The 20,112-nt window shown below is 69.6% G+C and carries 17 protein-coding genes; 10 read left to right on the forward strand and 7 right to left on the reverse strand.

From position 1 onward, the window contains the following. Window position 1 precedes the first annotated feature (1 nt). The 4 genes from PV734_RS08700 (at window position 2) to PV734_RS08715 (ending at window position 5,610) form a co-directional block, all read left to right on the forward strand. Entirely contained in the window at window positions 2-2,902 is a 2,901-nt protein-coding gene (locus tag PV734_RS08700; RefSeq protein ID WP_319289146.1) for a glycoside hydrolase family 2 TIM barrel-domain containing protein, read from the forward strand. An 85-nt stretch (window positions 2,903-2,987) separates the two neighbouring features. Beyond that, complete coding sequence (locus PV734_RS08705; RefSeq protein WP_319289147.1) at window positions 2,988-4,001, forward strand: ATP-binding cassette domain-containing protein; 1,014 nt, start codon at window positions 2,988-2,990, stop codon at window positions 3,999-4,001. Between the two features lies 1 nt (window position 4,002). Beyond that, window positions 4,003-4,806 (forward strand): ABC transporter permease, encoded by an 804-nt coding sequence (locus PV734_RS08710; RefSeq protein WP_319097405.1) that lies wholly within the window; start codon window positions 4,003-4,005, stop codon window positions 4,804-4,806. 3 nt (window positions 4,807-4,809) lie between these two features. Continuing rightward, the gene (locus tag PV734_RS08715; protein WP_319097407.1) at window positions 4,810-5,610 is read left to right on the forward strand and encodes an ABC transporter permease; all 801 of its coding nucleotides are present in this window, start codon (window positions 4,810-4,812) and stop codon (window positions 5,608-5,610) included. 263 nt (window positions 5,611-5,873) lie between these two features. On the opposite strand, the gene PV734_RS08720 is transcribed toward PV734_RS08715, so the two are convergent. The 3 genes from PV734_RS08720 to PV734_RS08730 form a co-directional block, all read right to left on the reverse strand. Next, window positions 5,874-6,644: a hypothetical protein gene (locus tag PV734_RS08720; protein WP_319289149.1), complete on the reverse strand. Its 771-nt coding sequence runs from the start codon at window positions 6,642-6,644 to the stop codon at window positions 5,874-5,876. A gap of 229 nt (window positions 6,645-6,873) precedes the next feature. After that, the gene (locus tag PV734_RS08725; RefSeq protein ID WP_319289151.1) at window positions 6,874-7,389 is read right to left on the reverse strand and encodes a hypothetical protein; all 516 of its coding nucleotides are present in this window, start codon (window positions 7,387-7,389) and stop codon (window positions 6,874-6,876) included. After that, the gene (locus tag PV734_RS08730; protein ID WP_319289152.1) at window positions 7,386-9,095 is read right to left on the reverse strand and encodes a PHP domain-containing protein; all 1,710 of its coding nucleotides are present in this window, start codon (window positions 9,093-9,095) and stop codon (window positions 7,386-7,388) included. Before PV734_RS08730 ends, PV734_RS08725 begins: the two co-directional genes overlap by 4 nt. A 217-nt stretch (window positions 9,096-9,312) precedes the next feature. Between PV734_RS08730 and PV734_RS08735 the strand changes: the two genes are divergently transcribed. Next, on the forward strand, window positions 9,313-10,638 hold the full coding sequence (locus PV734_RS08735; protein WP_319095743.1) for a jacalin-like lectin: 1,326 nt from the start codon (window positions 9,313-9,315) through the stop codon (window positions 10,636-10,638). Between the two features lie 133 nt (window positions 10,639-10,771). Then, the gene (locus PV734_RS08740; RefSeq protein ID WP_319095744.1) at window positions 10,772-11,581 is read left to right on the forward strand and encodes an alpha/beta fold hydrolase; all 810 of its coding nucleotides are present in this window, start codon (window positions 10,772-10,774) and stop codon (window positions 11,579-11,581) included. On the opposite strand, the gene PV734_RS08745 is transcribed toward PV734_RS08740, so the two are convergent. The 3 genes from PV734_RS08745 to PV734_RS08755 form a co-directional block, all read right to left on the reverse strand. Then, on the reverse strand, window positions 11,523-12,383 hold the full coding sequence (locus PV734_RS08745) for an isocitrate lyase/phosphoenolpyruvate mutase family protein (protein WP_319289153.1): 861 nt from the start codon (window positions 12,381-12,383) through the stop codon (window positions 11,523-11,525). The two genes, PV734_RS08740 and PV734_RS08745, sit on opposite strands and share 59 nt — an antisense overlap. An 80-nt stretch (window positions 12,384-12,463) precedes the next feature. Continuing rightward, window positions 12,464-13,003: a GNAT family N-acetyltransferase gene (locus PV734_RS08750; RefSeq protein WP_319289155.1), complete on the reverse strand. Its 540-nt coding sequence runs from the start codon at window positions 13,001-13,003 to the stop codon at window positions 12,464-12,466. Further along, the gene (locus PV734_RS08755; RefSeq protein WP_319289156.1) at window positions 12,988-13,977 is read right to left on the reverse strand and encodes a hypothetical protein; all 990 of its coding nucleotides are present in this window, start codon (window positions 13,975-13,977) and stop codon (window positions 12,988-12,990) included. The genes PV734_RS08750 and PV734_RS08755 overlap by 16 nt, the downstream gene beginning before the upstream one ends. 547 nt (window positions 13,978-14,524) lie before the next feature. Between PV734_RS08755 and PV734_RS08760 the strand changes: the two genes are divergently transcribed. The 3 genes from PV734_RS08760 (at window position 14,525) to PV734_RS08770 (ending at window position 17,053) form a co-directional block, all read left to right on the forward strand. Continuing rightward, window positions 14,525-14,716, forward strand: a complete 192-nt coding sequence (locus tag PV734_RS08760; RefSeq protein ID WP_319095750.1) for a hypothetical protein — start codon at window positions 14,525-14,527, stop codon at window positions 14,714-14,716. A 186-nt stretch (window positions 14,717-14,902) separates the two neighbouring features. Then, window positions 14,903-16,300, forward strand: a complete 1,398-nt coding sequence (locus tag PV734_RS08765) for a hypothetical protein (protein WP_319095751.1) — start codon at window positions 14,903-14,905, stop codon at window positions 16,298-16,300. Window positions 16,301-16,390: 90 nt separating this feature from the next. Continuing rightward, the gene (locus PV734_RS08770; protein WP_319289157.1) at window positions 16,391-17,053 is read left to right on the forward strand and encodes a LysE family translocator; all 663 of its coding nucleotides are present in this window, start codon (window positions 16,391-16,393) and stop codon (window positions 17,051-17,053) included. Window positions 17,054-17,136: 83 nt separating this feature from the next. Here the strand turns inward: PV734_RS08770 and PV734_RS08775 are convergent, their stop codons facing one another. Next, the gene (locus PV734_RS08775) at window positions 17,137-18,195 is read right to left on the reverse strand and encodes a rhamnogalacturonan acetylesterase (protein ID WP_319289159.1); all 1,059 of its coding nucleotides are present in this window, start codon (window positions 18,193-18,195) and stop codon (window positions 17,137-17,139) included. Between the two features lie 217 nt (window positions 18,196-18,412). Between PV734_RS08775 and PV734_RS08780 the strand changes: the two genes are divergently transcribed. Beyond that, entirely contained in the window at window positions 18,413-20,110 is a 1,698-nt protein-coding gene (locus tag PV734_RS08780; RefSeq protein ID WP_319095754.1) for a rhamnogalacturonan lyase B N-terminal domain-containing protein, read from the forward strand. Window positions 20,111-20,112 lie beyond the last annotated feature (2 nt).

A 20,112-nucleotide genomic window follows, 5' to 3' on the forward strand; every position in this document is an offset into this window, starting at 1 on the left:
GATGTCCCTCCGCACCACGGCAGAGTCCCCATCGACGGCGACCGACTACGTCGAGGACGTCTCACCCGGCAGCGGGGCACTTCCGCCCCGCGCCTGGTACGCGTCCTCGGACGCCGGATCGCTGTCCCTGAACGGCAGCTGGAGTTTCCGGCTGTCGTCGACCGCCGACGGAGCGGACGACTCGTTCGCCGAGCCGGGATACGACGCCGGGGACTGGGCCGAGGTGACGGTCCCCGGCCACTGGGTGCTCCAGGGCGACGGAAAGTTCGGTTCGCCGATCTACACCAACGTCCGCTACCCCTTCCCGGTGGACCCGCCGCGGGTTCCGACCGAGAACCCGACCGGCGACCACCTGCACGTCTTCGACCTGCCGTCCGACTGGCCAGACCTGTCGGACGGCGGGGCGGTGCTCCGTTTCGACGGGGTCGAGTCGTGTGCCCGGGTGTGGCTGAACGGCACGGACATCGGTGAGTTCAAGGGCTCGCGGCTGGCGCACGAGTTCGCCGTCGGCCGTCTGCTGAAGCCCGGCGGCAACGTCCTCGCCGTCCGGGTCCACCAGTGGTCGGCGGGCTCCTACCTGGAGGACCAGGACCAGTGGTGGCTGCCGGGCATCTTCCGTGACGTGACGCTGCTGCACCGCCCGGCGGGCAGCGTCCTCGACTTCTTCACACACTCCTCGTACGACCACACCACCGGTGAGGGCACGCTCCGCGTCGAGTCCGACGTCGACGGGCGGGTCACCGTCCCCGAGTTGGACATCGATGTCAGGACCGGCGAGCCGGTGACGGTCCCGGTCGAGCCGTGGACCGCCGAGACACCCCGCCTGTACGACGGTGTGCTGGTCACGGCCGGTGAGCGGGTGCCGTTGCGGATCGGCTTCCGTACCGTCGAACTGGCCGACGGACTCATCAAGGTCAACGGAAAGGCCGTCCTCTTCAAGGGCGTCAACCGGCACGAGTGGCACCCCGAGAAGGGCCGCTCACTCGACCTGGAGACCATGCGGGCCGACGTGCTGCTGATGAAGCGGCACAACGTGAACGCCGTCCGCACCTCGCACTACCCGCCCCACCCGGCCTTCCTCGACCTGTGCGACGAGTACGGCCTGTGGGTCATCGACGAGTGCGACCTGGAGACCCACGGCTTCCACGAACAGAACTGGCGCGACAACCCCGTCGACGACGACCGCTGGACCCCGGCCCTCCTGGACCGCGCCTCCCGGATGGTCGAGCGCGACAAGAACCACCCGTCGGTCGTCATCTGGTCGCTGGGCAACGAGGCAGGCACCGGGCGCGGGCTGACCGCCATGGCCGAGTGGATCCACGGCCGCGACAGCTCCCGGCTCGTGCACTACGAGGGCGACTGGGACTGCCGCGACACGGACATGTACTCCCGCATGTACGCCGACCACGCGGAGACCGAGCGTATCGGCCTGGGCCTGGACGGCGGCACGCAGAAGCGCCGCCAACTCCCCTTCATCCAGTGCGAGTACGGCCACGCCATGGGCAACGGCCCCGGCGGCATCGCCGACTACCAGCGGATCTTCGAGGCCCACGACCGCACCCAGGGCGGCTTCATCTGGGAGTGGATCGACCACGGCGTCAAGGACGAGCGGTTCGGCTACGCGTACGGCGGCGACTTCGGCGAGGAGCTGCACGACGGCAACTTCGTCTGTGACGGGCTGATCTTCCCGGACCGGACGCCCTCCCCCGGACTGGTCGAGTTCAAGAAGGTCATCGAGCCGGTCCGGATCGGGGGCGACGGCACGGCCGGCACCGTGCGCGTGACCAACGCGTACGACTTCGCCGACCTGTCCGCGCTCACCTTCCAGTGGTCGTACGACGTCGACGGCAAGGCGGTGGAGACCGGCACCCTGGCGGTGCCCGCGTCCCTGGCCCCCGGCGAGTCGGCGGACCTGAAGCTGCCCGAGCCGCCCGCCGACGCGCTGGGCGGTGCGGAGTCGCAGTGGACGGTACGGGCGCTGCTGGCCGAGGACTCGGCCTGGGGGGCGCAGGGACACCAGGTGGCCTGGGGTCAACTCCCGGTGGCCGCACGCCCGTTGCCGACGGTCGCCACCTCGGCCGCGCCTGTCCTGGCCGACGGGGTCATCACCTTCGGCCCGGGCTCCTTCGACGCCCGCACGGGTGCGCCGAGGTCGATCGGCGGCCGTGAGGTCCAGGGGCTGCGGCTGGACGTATGGCGGGCGCCCACCGACAACGACGACGGCGCCGCCTGGCAGCCGGACGAGCGCTACGGCATGCTCTGGCGGCAGTTGGGCCTGCACCGGATGCAACACCGCCTGGACGCCGTCGAGTTGACCGAGGACTCGCTGACCGTACGGACCCGGGTGGCACCCGCCGCCGCCGAGGTGGGCCTGAACACGGTGTACCGCTGGACGTCCGACGGCGACAAGCTGAAGCTGACCGTGTCCGTCGTCCCGGAGGGCGACTGGACGCTGCCCCTGCCGAGGCTCGGGATCCGTCTGGGCCTGTCGGGCGCGGACCGGGTGACCTGGTTCGGCGGTGGCCCGGGCGAGGGCTACCCCGACACCAGGTCGGCCTCCATGCTGGGCCGTTGGGAGTCCACGGTCGACGACCTCCAGACTCCCTACGTCCGCCCCCAGGAGAACGGCGCCCGCGCCGACGTCCGCTGGGCGGAGCTCGGCGGGCTGCGGGTCGACGGCGACCCGGAGTTCTGGTTCACGGCCCGCCGCTGGACCAGCGAACAGCTCGACGCGGCCGGCCACCTCACCGACCTGACACCCGGCGACACCGTGTGGGTAAACCTCGACCACGGGCAGCAGGGAATCGGCTCGCAGTCGTGCGGGCCGGGCACGCTCGCGCAGTACCTGCTGCGCGTACAGCCCGCTGAATTCTCCTTTGTGTTCTCGGCACTGGACGCCTGACACTGTTACCGGTAACCACGGCCGTCCGGCTGCACCGCCGGACGGCCGTGCTCATGTGTTCCAGGCACCCCCGGAGGTTTTCCGCGTGAGTGGCTCCATCGAGGTCAGCGGTCTGTCCCGCACCTTCCACACCACCGTGCGCCGGCCCGGATTCACGGGCGCGCTCAGGTCTCTCGTCAATCCGGAGCGGGTCGCGAAACACGCCGTCTCCGACATCTCCTTCGAGGTGGCGCCGGGCGAACTCCTGGCCCTGCTCGGGCCGAACGGGGCCGGCAAGTCGACGACCATCAAGATGCTCACCGGCATCCTCACGCCCACGTCCGGCGAGGCACGCGTCGCCGGGGTGGTGCCCTACCTGGAGCGCGAGCGCAACGCCCGCAACATCGGGGCGGTGTTCGGCCAGCGCACCCAGCTCTGGTGGGATCTGCCGGTGCGCGAGTCGTTCTCGATCCTGCGGGACATCTACGAGATACCCAAGGCCGAACACGCCGTACGGCTGCGGGAGTTCGACGACCTGCTGGAACTGTCCACGTTCTGGGACACCCGCGTACGGCATCTGTCGCTGGGCCAGCGGGTACGCTGCGACCTGGCCGCGGCCCTGCTGCACGACCCGCGGGTCGTGTTCCTCGACGAGCCGACCATCGGGATGGACGTGGTGGTCAAGGAACAGGTGCGGGAGTTCCTGCGCCACCAGGTCGAGGAGCGCGGCCGGACCGTGCTGCTGACCACCCACGACATGACGGAGGTCGAGCGGCTCGCGGAGCGGGTCGTCCTCGTCAACCACGGCCGGCTCGTGCTGGACGGCACGCTGGACGAGATCAAGAAGAGGTTCGGCTCCACCTGGCAGGTCCGGGCCACACTGGCGGACCCGCACACGGAGGTCGAGGCACTCCCCGGCATCGCGCTGCTGCGCCACGAGGGCCCCCAGGTGGTCTTCGGCCCCGACGGCCCGGCCGCACCCACGGTCCACCAGGCGCTCAAGCGGGTCATCGAGCGGTACGAGGTGACGGACATCGCCCTCGACGAGGCCGACCTGGAGGACGTGATGCGCGCCGCCTACGTCCAGGCCGAGGTGCCCGAATCGTACGGGGGCGTCTGACATGGCCGTCCTGCATGCCTGGCGGTCCGCCAGGGTCACCCCTCTGGGTGAGCTGCACGCCCCGCCCCGGATGACCGCCGCCCTGGTCAGGCTGACCGTCCAGGTGGTCCTGGTCGCGTCCCTGTGGAACGGCCTGTACCAGCAGAGCGGTACGACGGCCGGCCTCACCCGCGAGCAGGCGGTGACGTACGCCGTCATGGCCGTACTCGCCTCCCGGCTGCGGGAGTTGGACCAGTACGCGGGCCGGGACACCGTGCTCCAGCACATGCACTTCGGCACGATCGTGTACTGGTACCTGCGCCCGCTGCCGCCCCAGCGCTACTACGCGCTGCGGGCGCTGGGCGAGCAGTTGTACGGGTTCGCGTGGGCGCTGGCCGGGTTCGCGCTCTGTCTGGCCGTCGGGGTGGTCCAGCCGCCCGAATCGGCCGCCGTGGCCGGGGTGTTCGCGCTCAGTCTGCTGCTCGGCCAACTGGTCCTGTACTACGTCATGCTCGTCATCGACCAGCTGTGCTTCTGGACGCTGCGCAACGGCGCCGCGATGCTCATCTTGATCTTCGCGCAGAACCTGCTGTCCGGGGTGTACGCACCGCTGTGGTTCTTCCCCGACTGGTTCATCACCCTCAGCTCCTTCCTGCCCTTCCAGGCCACACTGAGCGTGCCGCTGTCGCTGTACGTGGGGCGCGTCCCGCTCTCCGACGCCGCCTTCCAGCTCTCCGTCCAGGCCGGCTGGATCCTCGTACTGGCCCTGTTCACCCGGTTCCTGTGGCGGCGGGCCGCCCTCCGAGTCGTCTCCCAGGGAGGCTGATCCGTGAACGGCGTACGTATCGCGTGGCGCATCACGCGCCTCAACTTCCGTGCCCAGCTGGAGTACCGCTCCGAGTTCCTGATGATGATCGCCATCGGCGCCGTCTGGCAGGTGTCGGTGATCGTGTTCGCGACGGTGCTGTTGACCCGGTTCGCCGGGATGGGCGGCTGGGACAGCTCGGAGGTGCTGCTGATCCCGGCGACCCGGATGCTGGCGCACGGCATCTTCGTCCTGTTCCTCGGGCGGATGCACGGCATCGGCCGGATCATCCAGGAGGGGATGATCGACACTTATCTGGTCCGTCCGATGCCGGTGTTCCGCCAGGTCCAGCTGTCCGTCTTCCCCACCAACGCCATCGGCGACCTGACGGTGGCCGCGGGCCTGATGGCCGGCGCGCTCTCCCGCAGCGACCTGGACTGGACGGCGGGCCGTGTCACGTACCTCGTGGTCTGTGTCCTCGGGGGAGTGCTCCTGGAGGCGGCCCTGTTCACGGCGGTGGCCTGCGCCTCGCTGCGCTTCCCCGCCGCCGACTACTGGGGGCGCTGGCTGGAGGAACTGCTCGGCACGTTCGGCAGCTATCCGCTCAACGTGCTGCCGAGGGCGGTGAGCGGGTTCCTCACCTTCGGCCTGCCGCTCGCGTTCGTCGCGTACTTCCCGGCGGCGGTACTGACCGGCCACGGCCACGACACGGGAGTGCCGTACTGGCTGGCGGCGGCCTCGCCGCTGCTGGGGCTGGTGGCGTTCCTGGGGGCGCGGCTGCTGTGGCGTTGGAGCCTGGGGCACTACACGGGGGTGAACGGATAGGAGGCACGGCGCCCGCGTCCGGCGTACGCGGGGGCGCTGCCTCGGCAGCGCTTCAGCCGGCGGAACCGGCTGAGGTGTGCCCACCGCGAGCAGCGTCGTGAAACAGCGAGCACGGCAACCCTGCAGATCGTGAAGCGTAGAGAACTCCATGATCCCAAGGGACCGTGCTTGCCTTGCGCCCAGGGCCGGCACGGCGTCATCTACTCAACCGGGCGAACGTGACTCTCCCCGGGGGCCCTGCAGTTGGCCTGCAGCGATCGAGGCTAGAAGGCGGCAGCGGCCGCTGCCTCGGCCTCCGGCAGCAGGTCCTTGCTCTCCTGGATCACCCTCTCGTACGTGCGCTCGTGGTCCCCGCCTTCGAGAGCGAACCGCAGGAGCGAGTCGGACCAGTTGTCGAAGAGCGAGAACGTGCGGTCCACCACCCGCTTGGCTTCCTCGCGCTGTGAGTCGTCGAGGGACGGCAGGCTTTTCTCTTCCACCTCGGGCGATTTAATGCTGTGCGACGCCTCCGCCAGATAGTGCTTGGTGCCGAAAAACTCACATTCGCGACCGTCCTGCAGGGCGATTCCCCGGCAGTGGGTGAAGATCGTGATGGAGACGGCCTCGATGGACTCGACCATCGCGAAAACGGCGTACGTGGGGGCGCCTGCGGCGAGCGCGGCCAGTTCCAGGCAGAGACGTCGCGAGTGACTGAAGTCCGCGCTCCACAGAACCCGCGCGGCGTCCGACAGAGGCATGCTGCTGTCGGCCCCCAGCTTCTCCAGGTCGGTCAGCATCCACTGCCAGTGGAAGTCCTCTTCGTAGGTGTGCGCGTTCAGAAGAGCCTGCAGCTGATCGGGCCGGGCACTGCCTTCATCTTTACGGAAGACGTACTTGTTCAGGTCGGAGTAGCCCATGATGAAGGGAACCACGCTGGGCCCCCACGCCAGACGCCTTTCTCCGGGGAGCGATTCGTCGGTGAGCAGGCGAGTGAAGAACGCATGGTTCTCGTACGTTTTCCGATGTTCTTCGATGTGGTCGATGACTTTCTGCATGGAACACTCCGTTTGCGACGTGTCGACATCTCCGCAGCGACAGGCGGAGAAGCCACCATCGCATGGCTCTCTTCAACTGATCATGTTTTACGAAGCGTTGATATGGGTCTGCCCTTCTTTCCCGTCAGGATTGCCCTTCCTCCTGGAGCGCACAGCCACACCGCGGCCGGCCCGTGCTCGTCCTGACGGATTGCCTTGTGCCCTGATCGCGGCGGCCGGCACCCCCCGCTCAGTGATCCGCGCAGCACGGTGTCGGGTCCGGCACCTCGAACGGCACCAGGGTGCCGCCGACGGCGGGCATGGCGGCAAGGACGAGTTGGCCGCCATGCCAGTGCGGGCGCACATGATCACGCGTCACCAGCCGCTGGTCCGACGGTGGTTGACCCGGCGTGCCCAGTACCGTCACCCGGTCGATCGCGCTCCGTGCCAGCAGCTCCCCCACTGTCAGCGTGCCGGTGAGCGAGTCGGCGCCCGGGTAGAGCACCGCCCGACCCACCGCGTCGGGCACCCCGCGCCTCACCTCGTACCCCTGCGCCGTGAGCCGCTCCTCGGCGGTGCGCAGGAGCGGCTCCGACGGCAGGGTGAACGACAGGGCCACCCGGGGGCGGTCGCCGCGTACGAGGTGGGTGCAGCTGAACATGCCCTCGGGGAGGGCCAGTTCGGCTGCGAGAGCCAGGAGCAGGTGATCGGCCGCGCCGAGGGCCGACACCGGGGTGTCGGCCCAGAGGGCGTACGGCGGCGTCACGAAGGGAGCACCCACACCGGGTTCGAGTAGAACCACAGGTCGCGCCAGGGGTCCGCGTCACCGACCACATCGATGGCCGGGCCCGCCGGGTCGACCGGCGCGCCCATCGCGCCGACGGCGGACCGGTTGCCGTCGCTGCCGCGCAGCCGGACGTACACCGGACGGTCGACACACCCGAGGTCGTAGGTGAGCCGGACCCTGCCGGTGGACCGGTTCACGTCGTACGACCTGACGACCTTGGCCGTGGGCGCCGAGAAGGTGTCCCGGTCCGCGACCGGGCCGGTGACATCGCCCTGGATGACGTCCACGCGGGCCAACTTCGGCACGAAGCCGGCCCAGTTGGAGCCACCGGCCGCCGCCACGTCGACCGTGAGGGTGACCTTCGTACCCTTCTTCACGTGCAGCGCGCCGCCGAGCGTGCTCCACCGACCGCCGCCCGAGACGCGCACGTCGAGGCCGCTGAGCAGCTGGCCGTGGTCCACCCAGATCCGGCCGGCCCGGATGCCGTCCATGACGGCGGCGTAGGAGAAGCCGTCGGCGCCGACGTGGGTGCGGCTGTACTGGCCGGGCCAGTAGTCGCCCTCGGTGAGGTCGATCCTCCCGCCGTAGACCGGGTCGTCCTGCCTGCCGTTGACCTCGTAGTCACTGTTCGGGCCACGGACCGCGGTGTCCGTGTAGACGTTGTGCGAGTCGGAGTTGGCCGTGATCCACCAGGGCCTGCCCTCGGCGAGCAGGCTGTCCCACAGGCCGCCGACCGTGGCCGTCATCCAGTCGAAGCCGCCCCACGTGCGGTAGCTCTCCAGCGGGTAGCCCGCGAAGGAGTTCGCACCCGGACTGTTGTCGTACAGACCACGAGCCCGGCCCATGCCGACACCGGCGCTCACGCCCGCGGCCTGGTGCCCGGGGGCACCCTCCATACCGACGGCGATCCGGCGCCCCGGGGTGGCGTCGCGCCAGGCGCGGATCTCGTGCGGCGAGTCGATGCCCTTGCGCGCCGGGTGGTTGGCGAGCATCAGCACGTCCTGGACCTTGCGCCGCTTCACCTGCTCCGCGAGGAAGCCGAGGCCGGCGATGGCCAGCGCCTCGTTGGCGGGCGTCGAGTCGGTAGCGCCCTTCACACCGCCGTCGTAGTCGGTCTCGAACTGCTTGAGGACGGAGACCTCGTTCTTGCCGGGATGCACGAAGACCGTGCCGTGCTCGGCGGCCGGGATGTTCCACTCCAGGCCCTGGAAGACGAGCGTGTCCCCGTAGGCGGCGCGGGCCGCCCTGATGTCCGGGTTGACCTTCTCGACACCGATCTTCGAGTGGGTCACATTGCCGTGGTCGGTGATGACCAGCCAGTCCATGCCGTGCCGGGCGCCCTGGCGGACCTGGTCGACGACACGGTACTTGCCGTCGTTGCTGTACTGCGTGTGGATGTGGTGGTCCCCCGCCAGCCACAGGAAGCCCTTGGTGCGGCGGTTGCTGGTGGCGGCGTACGCGGGGGCGGCGACCGGGGCGACGACGCTCGTGGCGGCGAGGCCGGCGCCGAGCAGACCCGCTCTGCGCAGGAGCGAGCGGCGCGATCTCTGTTCGGGGCTCAGGGCCTCGTCGGGCGCCGAGGCGTCGAAGGCCGCGGGCAACTCCGTTCCCGTACCGCCCTCATCAGCGTCTGCGTGGTGATGGTGGTGGTGATCCCCGTGTCCGTGCGAGTGCCCGTGGCCCATGGCTGCGTCCCCTCCGTCGCGCGGCGCCCGTGACAGTGCGTCGCCTGAGGAGACTCGGTGTCAAACATGAACCTTGTTCAACCGGGGAGTGATCGCCGGGCGACTCGGACACGGCAGGTCATCACTCCACTCACTGTTCCCCCAACTGCCCTTGCCCGTCACACTGTTGCTCGTGAACCTGAGCAGTGTTCACCTACTCCCCCTGGAGACACCCCCCATGAGAAGACTCATCGGCCCCCTGGTCGCCGGAGCGCTGGCCGTCGCCGGTCTCGCCGCGACGACCGCGCCCGCCGCGCAGGCCGCGGCTCCGGCCTCGGGCACCTTCAACATCCTCACGTACAACGTCGCGGGCCTCCCGGGCCTCGTGAGCTCGGGCAATCCCGAGGTGAACACCCCGCTGATATCGCCGCGTCTGGGCACGTACGACATCGTCAACGTGCAGGAGGACTTCAACTACCACGCGGCGCTGTACGCGAACGACAACCACGCGAACCGCACGGCGACGAGTGGCGGAGTGCCCTTCGGCGACGGTCTCAACACCCTCTCGGACTACGCCTTCCAGGACTTCGAGCGGGTCAAGTGGGCCAAGTGCACCGGCACCAACTGTCTGACCCCCAAGGGCTTCACGCTGGCCCGAGTGCGACTCGCCGAGGGCGTCTACGTGGACGTCTACAACGCCCACCCCAACGCGGACGACTCCGAGGAGGCGTACGCCGCGCGCCGGGCCAACATCTCGCAGTTGTCGGCCTTCATCCAGGCCAACTCCGCGGGCAACGCGGTGATCGTCGCCGGTGACACGAACACCCGGTACACGCGCACGCCCGACAACATCCGCACGCTCGTGTCGGACAACGGTCTGACGGACGCCTGGGTCCAGCTGGTCAAGGGCGGTACGCCGCCGGTCCAGGGCAGCGAGCCGCTGATGTGCCCGAAGACCGCCCCGACGAACGGCTGCGAGGTCGTCGACAAGGTCCTCTACCGCGGCAGCAAGCTCGTGAACCTCTCCGCGACCCGCTACAGCAACGAGTGGGCGAACTTCCTCGACTCCGCGGGCGGCAACCTCTCCGACCACTTCCCGCACACGGTCGACTTCTCCTGGACGCTGCCCTCGAAGCTGCGCGCCAGCGACCTCGTCGGCGGCCCGCACGGCACGGCGTTCTCCGATGCCGACGACCTGCCGACGACGCCCTCGCCCCGCACACTCACCCTGCGCGGCAGCTCCCGCCTGGACGCGGTGTCCCTGACGCTGGACGGCGGCACGACCCTGACCCACGGAGGCACGGGCGGCACCGCCTCCTCCCTCACCCTGGCGTCCGGCGAACACCTCACCTCGGTGAAGCTGACGCAGGGTCAGAAAGACGGCCGGACAAGGATCTTCTCGGCCGCGTTCACGACGGACAAGGCCCGCACCCTGACCGCCGGCACGGCCACGTCGAACGCGGCGACGTTCACCGCACCGTCGGGCTGGCAGATCGTGGGCTTCACGGGCCGCTCGGCCGACGAGATCGACCAGCTGGGCGTGGTGTACGCGCCGATCGGCTGATCGGCCAACTCCCCTGACGGGCCTTGCTGTTGTGTGGGCGGACACCGTTTCCGGGTCCGCCCGCACGCGCATCCCCCAACACGTCCGGAAAATCATTCCGTTCCGGGACCTCCCAACCGGTAGCTTCGGGAAAATGAGTGATCACTACGACGTGCGCGGCTCCGGCCCCGTCCTCCTCATCATCCCCGGCGGTGCCGGACACCCCATGGGCCTGGAAAACCCCGTCGCCCTTCTCTCCGAACGCTTCACCGTCGTGACCTACGACCCCCTCGGCCTCGCCCACGGTCAACTCGGCAAGCCCGTCGAGGAACAGCGCGTCGAGTGGTGGAGCGAGGGCGCGGCCCGGGTGCTCGACGCGGTGCTTCCCGAGGGGGAGTCCGCGTACGTGTTCGGCACCAGCGCGGGCGCGATCGCCGCCCTCGACCTGGCCTCCCGGTACCCTGCCCGACTGCGTCACGTGGTCGCGCACGAGCCGCCGGTCGTCGCGGTCCTGCCGGACGCCGAGCGGCAGCAGGCCATGTTCACCGAGGTACGCGAGACCTACCGCGCCCGCGGCGTCGAGGCCGCCTCGGCCCGCATGACGGCGGGCCTGGAGGAACGGGCTCCCACCCAGCAGGAACTGGCCAAGGAGCCGGATCCGGAAGGCCAACCTCCCTCCCCCACCGACGAGTCCGCGACCCCCATGGCCATCTCCCTCACCCGCGTCCTGGTCCCGTTCACCTCCTACACCCCCGACCTCGCCGCCCTTTCCGCCCCGTCTCCCCGGCTCACCGTCGCCATGGGCATCGACTCGGCCGGCCAACTCCTGCACCGCACCGCCACGTTCCTCGCCCGCCGCACGGGAAGCGCCGCCCGCCAGTTCCCGGGAGGGCATCTCGGGCTGCTCACACACCCGGCGGAGTTCGCGGCGAGGCTCCGGGAGACGCTGGCTCCGGTCGGCTGATCCCCTTCACCGGGGAACCGTGGCGCTGGTGGCCGAGCCCCACCACCTCGTCGTACGTGGGTGCCGCGCCCGGGGGCACCCGCCCCGCCCGGATGTCTCCGAGCGCCTCCACGGCCGCGCCCAGTGCCCGCCGGTAGAGGAGCGAGCCGAGACTGACGCGGCGTACGCCGAGGTCGCCGAGTTGGGCGACCGTGAGGCCTGTGGGCGAGTAGAGGATGTTGAGCGGGACGTCGAGGCTCCTCACCAGCGCGGCGATCCGGCGCGGGTCGGTCAGGCCGGGTACGAACAGCCCGTCGGCGCCCGCCTGTCGGTAGGCGTCGAGGCGAGCCATCGTGTCCCGGGCCAGGGTGGGGGACCCGGGGTCACCGAGCCAGTACGTGTCCGTGCGGGCGTTCACGAAGAGGCCCGGGGCCGCGGCCTTGACGGCGGCGATCTTCTCGGCGTGCGGGCCGGCCGGCCCGAGACCGTCCTCCAGGTTGATGCCGACGGCGCCGACCACGGACAGCTCCCGTGCGAACTCCCCCACCTCGGCCGGGTCTTCGCTGAATCCGCCCTCGGCGTCGACGGACAGCAGGAAGTCCTCCGTGCCGAGGTTCAGGGCGAGTTGGAGGGTGTGGTCGCGGGTCGCCGCCGTACCGTCGGGCAGTCCGACTGCGGCGGCGACACCGAGACTCGTGGTGCCGATCGCCGCAAACCCCTGCGCGGCGAGGAGCACGGCCGAGGCGTGGTCCCAGGCGTTGGGGAGGAGGAGGGGCTGGTCGCGGTGGTGGAGGGCGGCGAAGGGGGACACGGAAGCGGTCATCCAGCCACGGTAGGGGCGCGACGGTTCGGCGCCCGCCGAAGGCTCCGGCCGAGAGGGGGGATTTCTTGTCGTTTCAGGACCTACGGTAGCGGCAGTTCAGCGAGCATCACGGCATACACCGGGGAGTCCGGGAAGGGTTGCCGCTCGCCCACCTTCCGCAAGCCCCAGGACTCGTACATCGCCTGAACTCGGGGGTGTTCGGTGTCGACAAGCAGGACCACGAGGTCCTCGTCCCGCTCCTCCAGAAGGGCACCTGTGACCAGCTCGGACACGCCCGTCTTCCGGTAGTTCGTACGGACGGCCAGTTCCGAGAAGGAGAACGTCCGGTCTTCCTTCGGGGCGGGCTTCAGATGCTCGCGCCACCACTCGCGGTACGGGTTCGCCGGAGCCCCGTACCCGAAGGCCACCCCTTCGTCGCCGTCGTACGCGATCACGCAGTCGAAGGCGGAGTTGTTCCCCCAGTGATCGACGAACCAGGGGAAGCGTTGGTTGAACTCGTCGTCCGTGGCGTCCGCGTAGGCGTCGGCGTGCACGTCGATCAGCGTCTGGCGGATCTTCGGGAGGTCAGCGTGCGTGAAGCGGCGGACGACCAGATCTGCGGAACTCAAGATCGACTCCATTCGGCTCGGTAGCGGTCTCCCCACTCTCGTGCGACATCCGCATCCGGCGCAAGAGTGATCAAGTCGCGGTAGTAGTCACCGAGGAGAGACCGCATCCGTCCGGGGAGCGGGTCGCCCGCCATCAGATCGAACGCCTTGGAAGCGGTAGCGCACGCCTGGTCAATGTCCCGCTGGTGCAGTTGCGCGAGGGCAAGCCGTGTCGTGGCAAGGGCCCGGTTCCGGCGGAACTGCCTGGGGATGCCGCTCAGCGCCTTGTGGGAGGCCGCTTCGGCTTGTGCGGAGTCGCCGATCCGGTCGCGGACGATCGCGGTCATCGCGGTGAGTTCGGCCGGCCCGTAGAAGGCGATCCAGGAAGGGCGAGGCTCTTCCGGAGGCGCCTTGCCCAGGGCTTCCTGGGCATGGCCGAGGGAGCGGATGGCGGCCTGTCGGTCGCCGAGGTTCGAGTGCCCGATGGCGGTCCTTGCATGAGCGAGGGACGAGAAGAACGGGTCCCTGCGGGTGATCGTGGTGGACTGTGCCGCGTACCCGGCGTCCACGGCTTGGGTGTGCGACCCCCGCTGGTGGGCGAGCATCGCGTAGGAGTTCCAGACCCTCAGTTGCACGACGGGGTCCTTGGCCATGCCGGCGAGGTACAGGGCCCGGTTCAGGTGCTCGTTCGTCCTGACAAACTTGCGGGCGTCGAGGGCGGACCAAGCGGCGGTGGCTGTGTAGTCGGCGGCGATGGAGAACAGGCGGAGCCTCATCCGTTGTGAGGCTGCCTTGGACAGCCTGTCGAGGGCTTCGTCCGCTGCTGCGAGGGCAGCCTGCTCAAGCCCCTCGTGGCCCCCTCTGCTGTCATCCAGCTCCATCAGGGCGTCCAGGCCGGAACGGAGGCGGATCACGTCGGAGCTGCCGACGGAGGCCGGGCGGGAGTCGGGAACGATCACGGCGGCGGCCGTGCCGGTCGTGGCGGTGAGGAAGTTCCTGCGCCTCACAGATGACTCCGGTTCGGTGGTGGGGCATCTTGCCTCGGGCGGACCGAAGCCCAGCCCTTCGGCCGTACATCCGAATACTGCTCTCAAGGCTTCCCTCTGGCGGGGGTGGGGCCAGCGGTTTTTCCGGTCAGCCAGTTCCGGACCGTACAGTCGCTCACTGTTCCGTCGTACCCGCGAGCACGCAGGAAGTCGTTAACGGCCTCGGCTGACTCGCCCTGCTTGAGGCCCAGCTCAGCCATGGCGCTGATGAGGCTCTCGTGTTCCCCTCCACACACCCACGGTAGCCACTTGACCTCGTCAGTAGACCTGAGTGGCAGGAAATTTCCGGTTGGCCGGGATGCACGCGGGGCTGACTTTTCCTCCTCGGCAGCAGTGCACAGCCGTTGACTGAAGCGAGGCCGTCGTACGCCGACACCCCTGAGGTTCAGATGACCGTTTCAACGCAGCCATGCCCCGTCCTGATCGACTCCCTCTCAGACCGGTGGGGAACGGACCTCCATCGGTGGGGAAAGCGGGTCTGGGGCGAGTTGCACTGTGAGGTCGAGAAGTGAAAGGCGGCAAGGCGTGGGTGGGCGACGAGGTCCACGACGAGGATGCGGGCCGGACCGGGATGGTCACGGACGTCTCCGGCGGTACGTACTTCCTGCGTCCCCTCACCGGCGGGGGCACCGGGTGGACCCAGAACGACCCCGAGCGGCTGACGGTCACCGTGCCCTTGGACACCGGCCGGTCCAAGTGACCGAGTTGCCCGAGTACGTTCCGAGCGACCGCTTCGGCGTCCTCGTAGCGGCGTACTAGTACGAGATGGGCACCTGCTTCCGCTTCTCTCGTCGCCGGGTCCAGGTGACCCGTTTCTGCGAGATCACAAGCGCCGAGGGTGAAGCCCCCGCGGCAACCTTTCCCGGCCCCACGGCAACAGACGGGCATGACTTCAGCACCACTCCCCCGCACCCCCGTCCACCGTCGCACCCACGCGGCACGCAAGCCGCTGATCGGTGGCCTCGCGGCGGCCGGTCTGCTCGCCGGTGCCTGGTACGCGACGGCCGGAGCGGCGACGACGCCCGCCACGCCCACCCTCGCCGTCACGAACACCTCGGTGACGCTGCCGGCCAAGTTCCCCTATCTGTCCGCCGGTTACAACAACACGCGGGAGTGGACGCGCACGGCGACAGCGGTCGCGCCCAACGGCACACTGCGGGTCGCCTGGCCGGCGTCGGACGGAGTGCATGTGACACCACTGACCTCGGCCGGCAAGCGCGCGGGCGGTGACGCGATCGTCAAGGGCGCCAAGGAGGTCGGTGGGCTGGTCGCGCACAACGACGGCTTCGCGCTGCTCACCCGGGTCGCCGACACCAACAAGTGGAAGGAGACGGCTGCGGCCCTCGTCCGCTTCTCGCAGGGCAAGGAGGCCTGGCGCACCAAGCTCACCGGCACCGCGTCCAACGACACGTCCCCGACCCTCGATGGTCAACTCACCTGGAACGGCACCAAGTACGGCGCCTACTTCGTGGTGCACGGCGCGGGCGGCTTCGCCGACGGTCACTTCGGCGACAAGCTGTCGTACCTCAGCGCCAAGGGCGCCAAGCTGAGCGGCGGTTGGGGCTGGGGCTGCTCCCACAACGAGGGCATCGCCCTGCACGCCGAGGCCACCGGTGCCTTCACCTCCCTCTGCTTCGACGACTGGCGTTCGGGCCTGTTCGTGTCGACGGGCATCGGCGCCCCCGACAACGCGCCGGCCGTGCAGCGTGAACAGTGCTGGGCGGGCTACTGCGGCGGCACGTACCCGGGCCGCACCGGCGACCTGGTGAAGTCGTCCACGGGCCGCTACGCGACCGCCTACGGTTCGCGCGGTTCGGCCTCCGCCGCGAAGAACCCGGACGACTCCAGCGGCCGGGGCTGGACGGTGAAGCCGAGGTGGAGCACGCACCAGGTGGCGGTGTCGTTCCTCAAGAACCGCAACTCGCCCGCGGGCAAGGCGATCTACCTGACGAACGCGCCGGGCACCGAGCACGTCAACGTCCGCGTCGCCCCGTACGGCAAGGACCGGCTGCTGGTGTCCTGGGAGTCCCTGAAGAACGCCAAGTGCGCGAGCGGCACTTGCACCGGCACGTTCACGGGCACGCACCTGCGGCTGATCGACTGGAACGGTGCCTTCAAGACACCGGACAAGGTCGTACAGGCACGCATCACGGGCGACATAGCGGCCCTGAAGGACGGCTCCCTGACCTGGGCGTACGCACCGGTGACCCCGTCGTACGCGACCCCGCTGACGGGCGCGTCCCCGACCGCGTCGACGCTGCGGATCGCCCGCCTGGCGCTCTGAACCGGCACCGGCCGCACCGGCAGGACCGCGTGCGTCTCGGCCCGCGAAACTCGATCGACGGTTCGCCGCGTACCGCAGAGCATGACCACCATGGTGGATCCCTCTCTGTACGCGGCCTTCCTGGCTGCCGCCTTCGCCCTGTGCGTCGCTCCCGGGCCCGACATGATGTTCATCGTGGCCATGGGCGGACGCGGCGGCCCGGTCACCGGTGTGCTGGCCGCGCTGGGGGTGGCGGCCGGAGCCCTGGTGCACGCGGTGTCGGCGGCGCTCGGCCTGTCGGCGCTCTTCACTACCCTGCCGGTGCTGTACCACGTACTGCGCTGGCTGGGCGCGGCCTATCTCCTGTACCTCGCGGTCAAGGCGTTCCGCGACCGTTCGCCCCTGGCGACCGAGGAGGACGTGACAGCGGCATCGGCCTCGGCCTCGGCATCGGGCCCGTCCGGTCCGGGTCGGCGGCGGGCGTTCTGGCAGGGCGCCGTCACCAATCTGCTCAACCCCAAGATGATCCTGTTCAACGTGGCGTTCCTGCCGCAGTTCGTGAACCCGGCGCTGGGGCACGTGAGTTGGCAGCTACTGCTGCTGGGGCTGACGCTGGTCCTGATGGGCCTTACCGTCGACACCACCATCGGCCTGCTCTCCGGCCGCCTCTCGTCGGCGCTGCGCGGCAGCCGCCGCGTCGCCCGCGGCCTCGACATCTTCAGCGGCACGGTCTTCACGGGCCTCGCCGTACGGCTGGTCGCGGCGCCGAAGTAGTCGGGCCCGGCCGGGGCGGGCCGCTGTCGAACCTGGAGCGCCCCGGTTCCGGTCGGGACGCTCCAGGGGTTCTTGTCGTGGCCCTATCGGACCCCGTGGCGCGGAACCAGCCGCTGCGCCACCAGCTCGTCGCGCACCAACTCGGCGTAAGCCGTGGCCCCGCGGACGGACGTGTGTGTGTTGTCGCGCTTCTCGTTGTAGAGGTACAGCGCCTTGGACCCTTCGACGCCGAGGGACTCGACCAGCGCCTTGGTCTTCGCCGTCAGGTCGATCAGCGGCACGTTCTGCGCGGCCGCGACCGCGCGGATCACCGCCGGGTGGTCGACGCCGAGGCCGTTGACCAGCAGGGCGGTGCCGTTGTTCAGGGTGCCGTCGGAGTTGAACCAGCGGCGCACGATCGGGGTCACCAATACCGGTTTCCCACCTCGCTCGCGAATACCCGCGACGAGTGTCTCCAGGTTCGCGCGGTACGTCGGCTCGTCCGTCTGCTTGTCGTTGTGCGCCAGCTGGACGAGGACCAGGTCGCCGGGGCGGATCAGCGGCTGGACGGTCGGGAAGAGCGCGGAGTTGGCGAGGTAGGTGACCGTACTCTCGCCGGAATCCGCGTAGTTCGCGACGGACAGGCCCTTGCGCAGATACTGCGGGAGCTCCTGGCCCCAGCCGGTGTACGGGTCGCCCGGCTGGTCGCAGACGGTCGAGTCGCCGATCAGGAAGATCTGCCGGGTGTGGCGGGCGGCGGGGGTCACCCTGATGTCCGCCAGGGCCGGCGCCAAGCCGCCGAGCACCAGGTCGAGGCCCGGGGTGCCCTCGGCGCCGGTCGGTTCGCCCTCGGGCGTACGGACGTTGACGGTGAAGCTGCGGGCCACGTGCTCGCCGGCCGCCGTGGCGGTCTCCGGGAGGAGCGCGCGCCGGGTCTCGCCGGTGACGGCCGTACTGGCGGCTGCCTCACCGCCCAGCAGCACCCGTACGTCGTACGTGCCCGGCGCGACGTCGAAGTGGCAGGCGGTGGCGGTGCAGTTGTCGATGCCCAGGGCTCGCGGGGCGTGCGAGGGCCGTTCGTGAGCCGCCGCGGGTACGGCGGCCAGGGTGGTTGCGGTGCTCAGCGTCACGGCTGCCAGCACGGCTCGGTTGAAACGTCTCATCGCGGTTCCCACAGCAGTCCTCCGACGCTCGACAAGGCCCAGCGGCAGGACCGTACATCGTCTGGCAAGCGCTTTCTAGAGTGCTGCACGATTTCACACAACTGCCAACTTCCTTACAACGAAAGCCCTTTCGCGAAATCGATTCAACTGTCAGTCTTCCGAACACCGCACACCCCCCACACCCCCCGCACCCCACCTCCGAAGGAGGCACCCCCACATGTCCGCAGCCAACGACAGAACACCCGGTATACCCGGGCGCTCCGGGCTCCACCTCGGCCGCCGTGCACTCGTCCTCGGCGCCACGGCCACCGCGGCCGGACTCGCCCTTCCCGGCACCGCGCAGGCGGCGACCTTCGGCTACACCGACGACGGCACGAACTACGTCATCGACACCGGCGCCAACCTCGTCTTCAAGGTCCGCAAGTCCAACGGCGACCTGTCCTCGCTGGTCTACCGCGGCACCGAGTACCAGGGCTACGGCGGCAACAACTCGCACATCGAGTCCGGCCTCGGTGCCTCCACCGTGACGATCCAGCAGTCCGGTTCGACGATCCTGGTCAGCGTCACCTACGGCACGCTGAAGCACTACTACGCGGCTCGCAGCGGCGAGAACAACGTCTACTTGTGGACCAACAAGGCCGACACGTCGGTCTCGGCGACCCGCTTCATCCTGCGGGTCAAGGCGGGCCTGTTCCTCAACGACGAGCCCGACTCGTACACGTACACCAACAGCACGATCGAGGCCTCGGACGTCTTCGCGAAGTCCGACGGCCAGACCCGCTCGAAGCACTACTCGAAGCTGCGGGTCATCGACTACAACTACGTCGGCTGGACCACCGGCAGCGTCGGCCTGTACGTGGTGCGCAGCAACCACGAGAAGGCCTCCGGCGGCCCCTTCTACCGCTCCCTCCTGCGCCACCAGAGCGCGGACGGCGGCGGCCTGTACGAGATCCTGTACTACGGCCAGAACCAGACCGAGGACCAGCGCTTCGGCCTCCAGGGCCCGTACGTCATCGCCCTCACGGACGGCGGCGCGCCCTCCTCGTCGCTGTACGCGGGAACGCTCACCACCCCCTGGGCGGACTCGCTCGGCATCTCCGGCTACGTCGCCGCGAGCGGCCGGGGCCGGGTCGCCGGCGTCGGGATCACCGGGCGCAACACGGCGTACGCGTACACGGTCGGGATCGCCAACTCGGCCGCGCAGTACTGGGGTTCGGCCCGCGCGTCCGACGGCTACTTCTCCATCGCGGGCGCCCTTCCGGGGACGTACACGCTCACAGTGTTCAAGGGCGAACTCGCCGTCTACACCACCTCGGTGTCGGTCACCGCCGGTGGCACGACCACGCTCAACTCGATCGCGATCCCGTCCACGAACGACCCGAGCAACGCGAGCGCGATCTGGCGGATCAACGACTGGAACGGCACGCCGAGCGGCTTCAAGAACGCCGACCTGATGACGTACGCGCATCCGTCGGACGTCCGGGCCGCCGCCTGGACCGGCAACGTGGTGGTCGGCAGCGGCACCGAGACGTCGGGGTTCCCCTGCTACATCTGGAAGGACGTCAACAGCGGTCTGCTGGTGTACTTCAAGCTGACCGCGGCGCAGGCCGCCGCCGCGCACACCCTGCGCATCGGCGTGACGACGGCCTTCGCCAACGGCCGGCCGCAGGTCGTCGTCAACGACACCTGGACGTCGGCCATCCCCTCCCCGCCCACCCAGCCGACCAGCCGGTCGCTGACCAACGGGTCCTACCGGGGGAACAACAACACGTTCACCTACAGCGTGCCGGCGAGCGCCTGGCTCACGGACACCAGTCAGTACAACGTGCTGAAGATCAACGTGGTGAGCGGGTCGGGGACGACCTCCTACCTCAGCGCCGGGACGGCGATCGACGCGCTCGACCTGCTGGCCTAGCG

The organism is Streptomyces sp. AK08-02 (genome assembly GCF_033795085.1).
Classification (GTDB): domain Bacteria; phylum Actinomycetota; class Actinomycetes; order Streptomycetales; family Streptomycetaceae; genus Streptomyces; species Streptomyces echiniscabiei.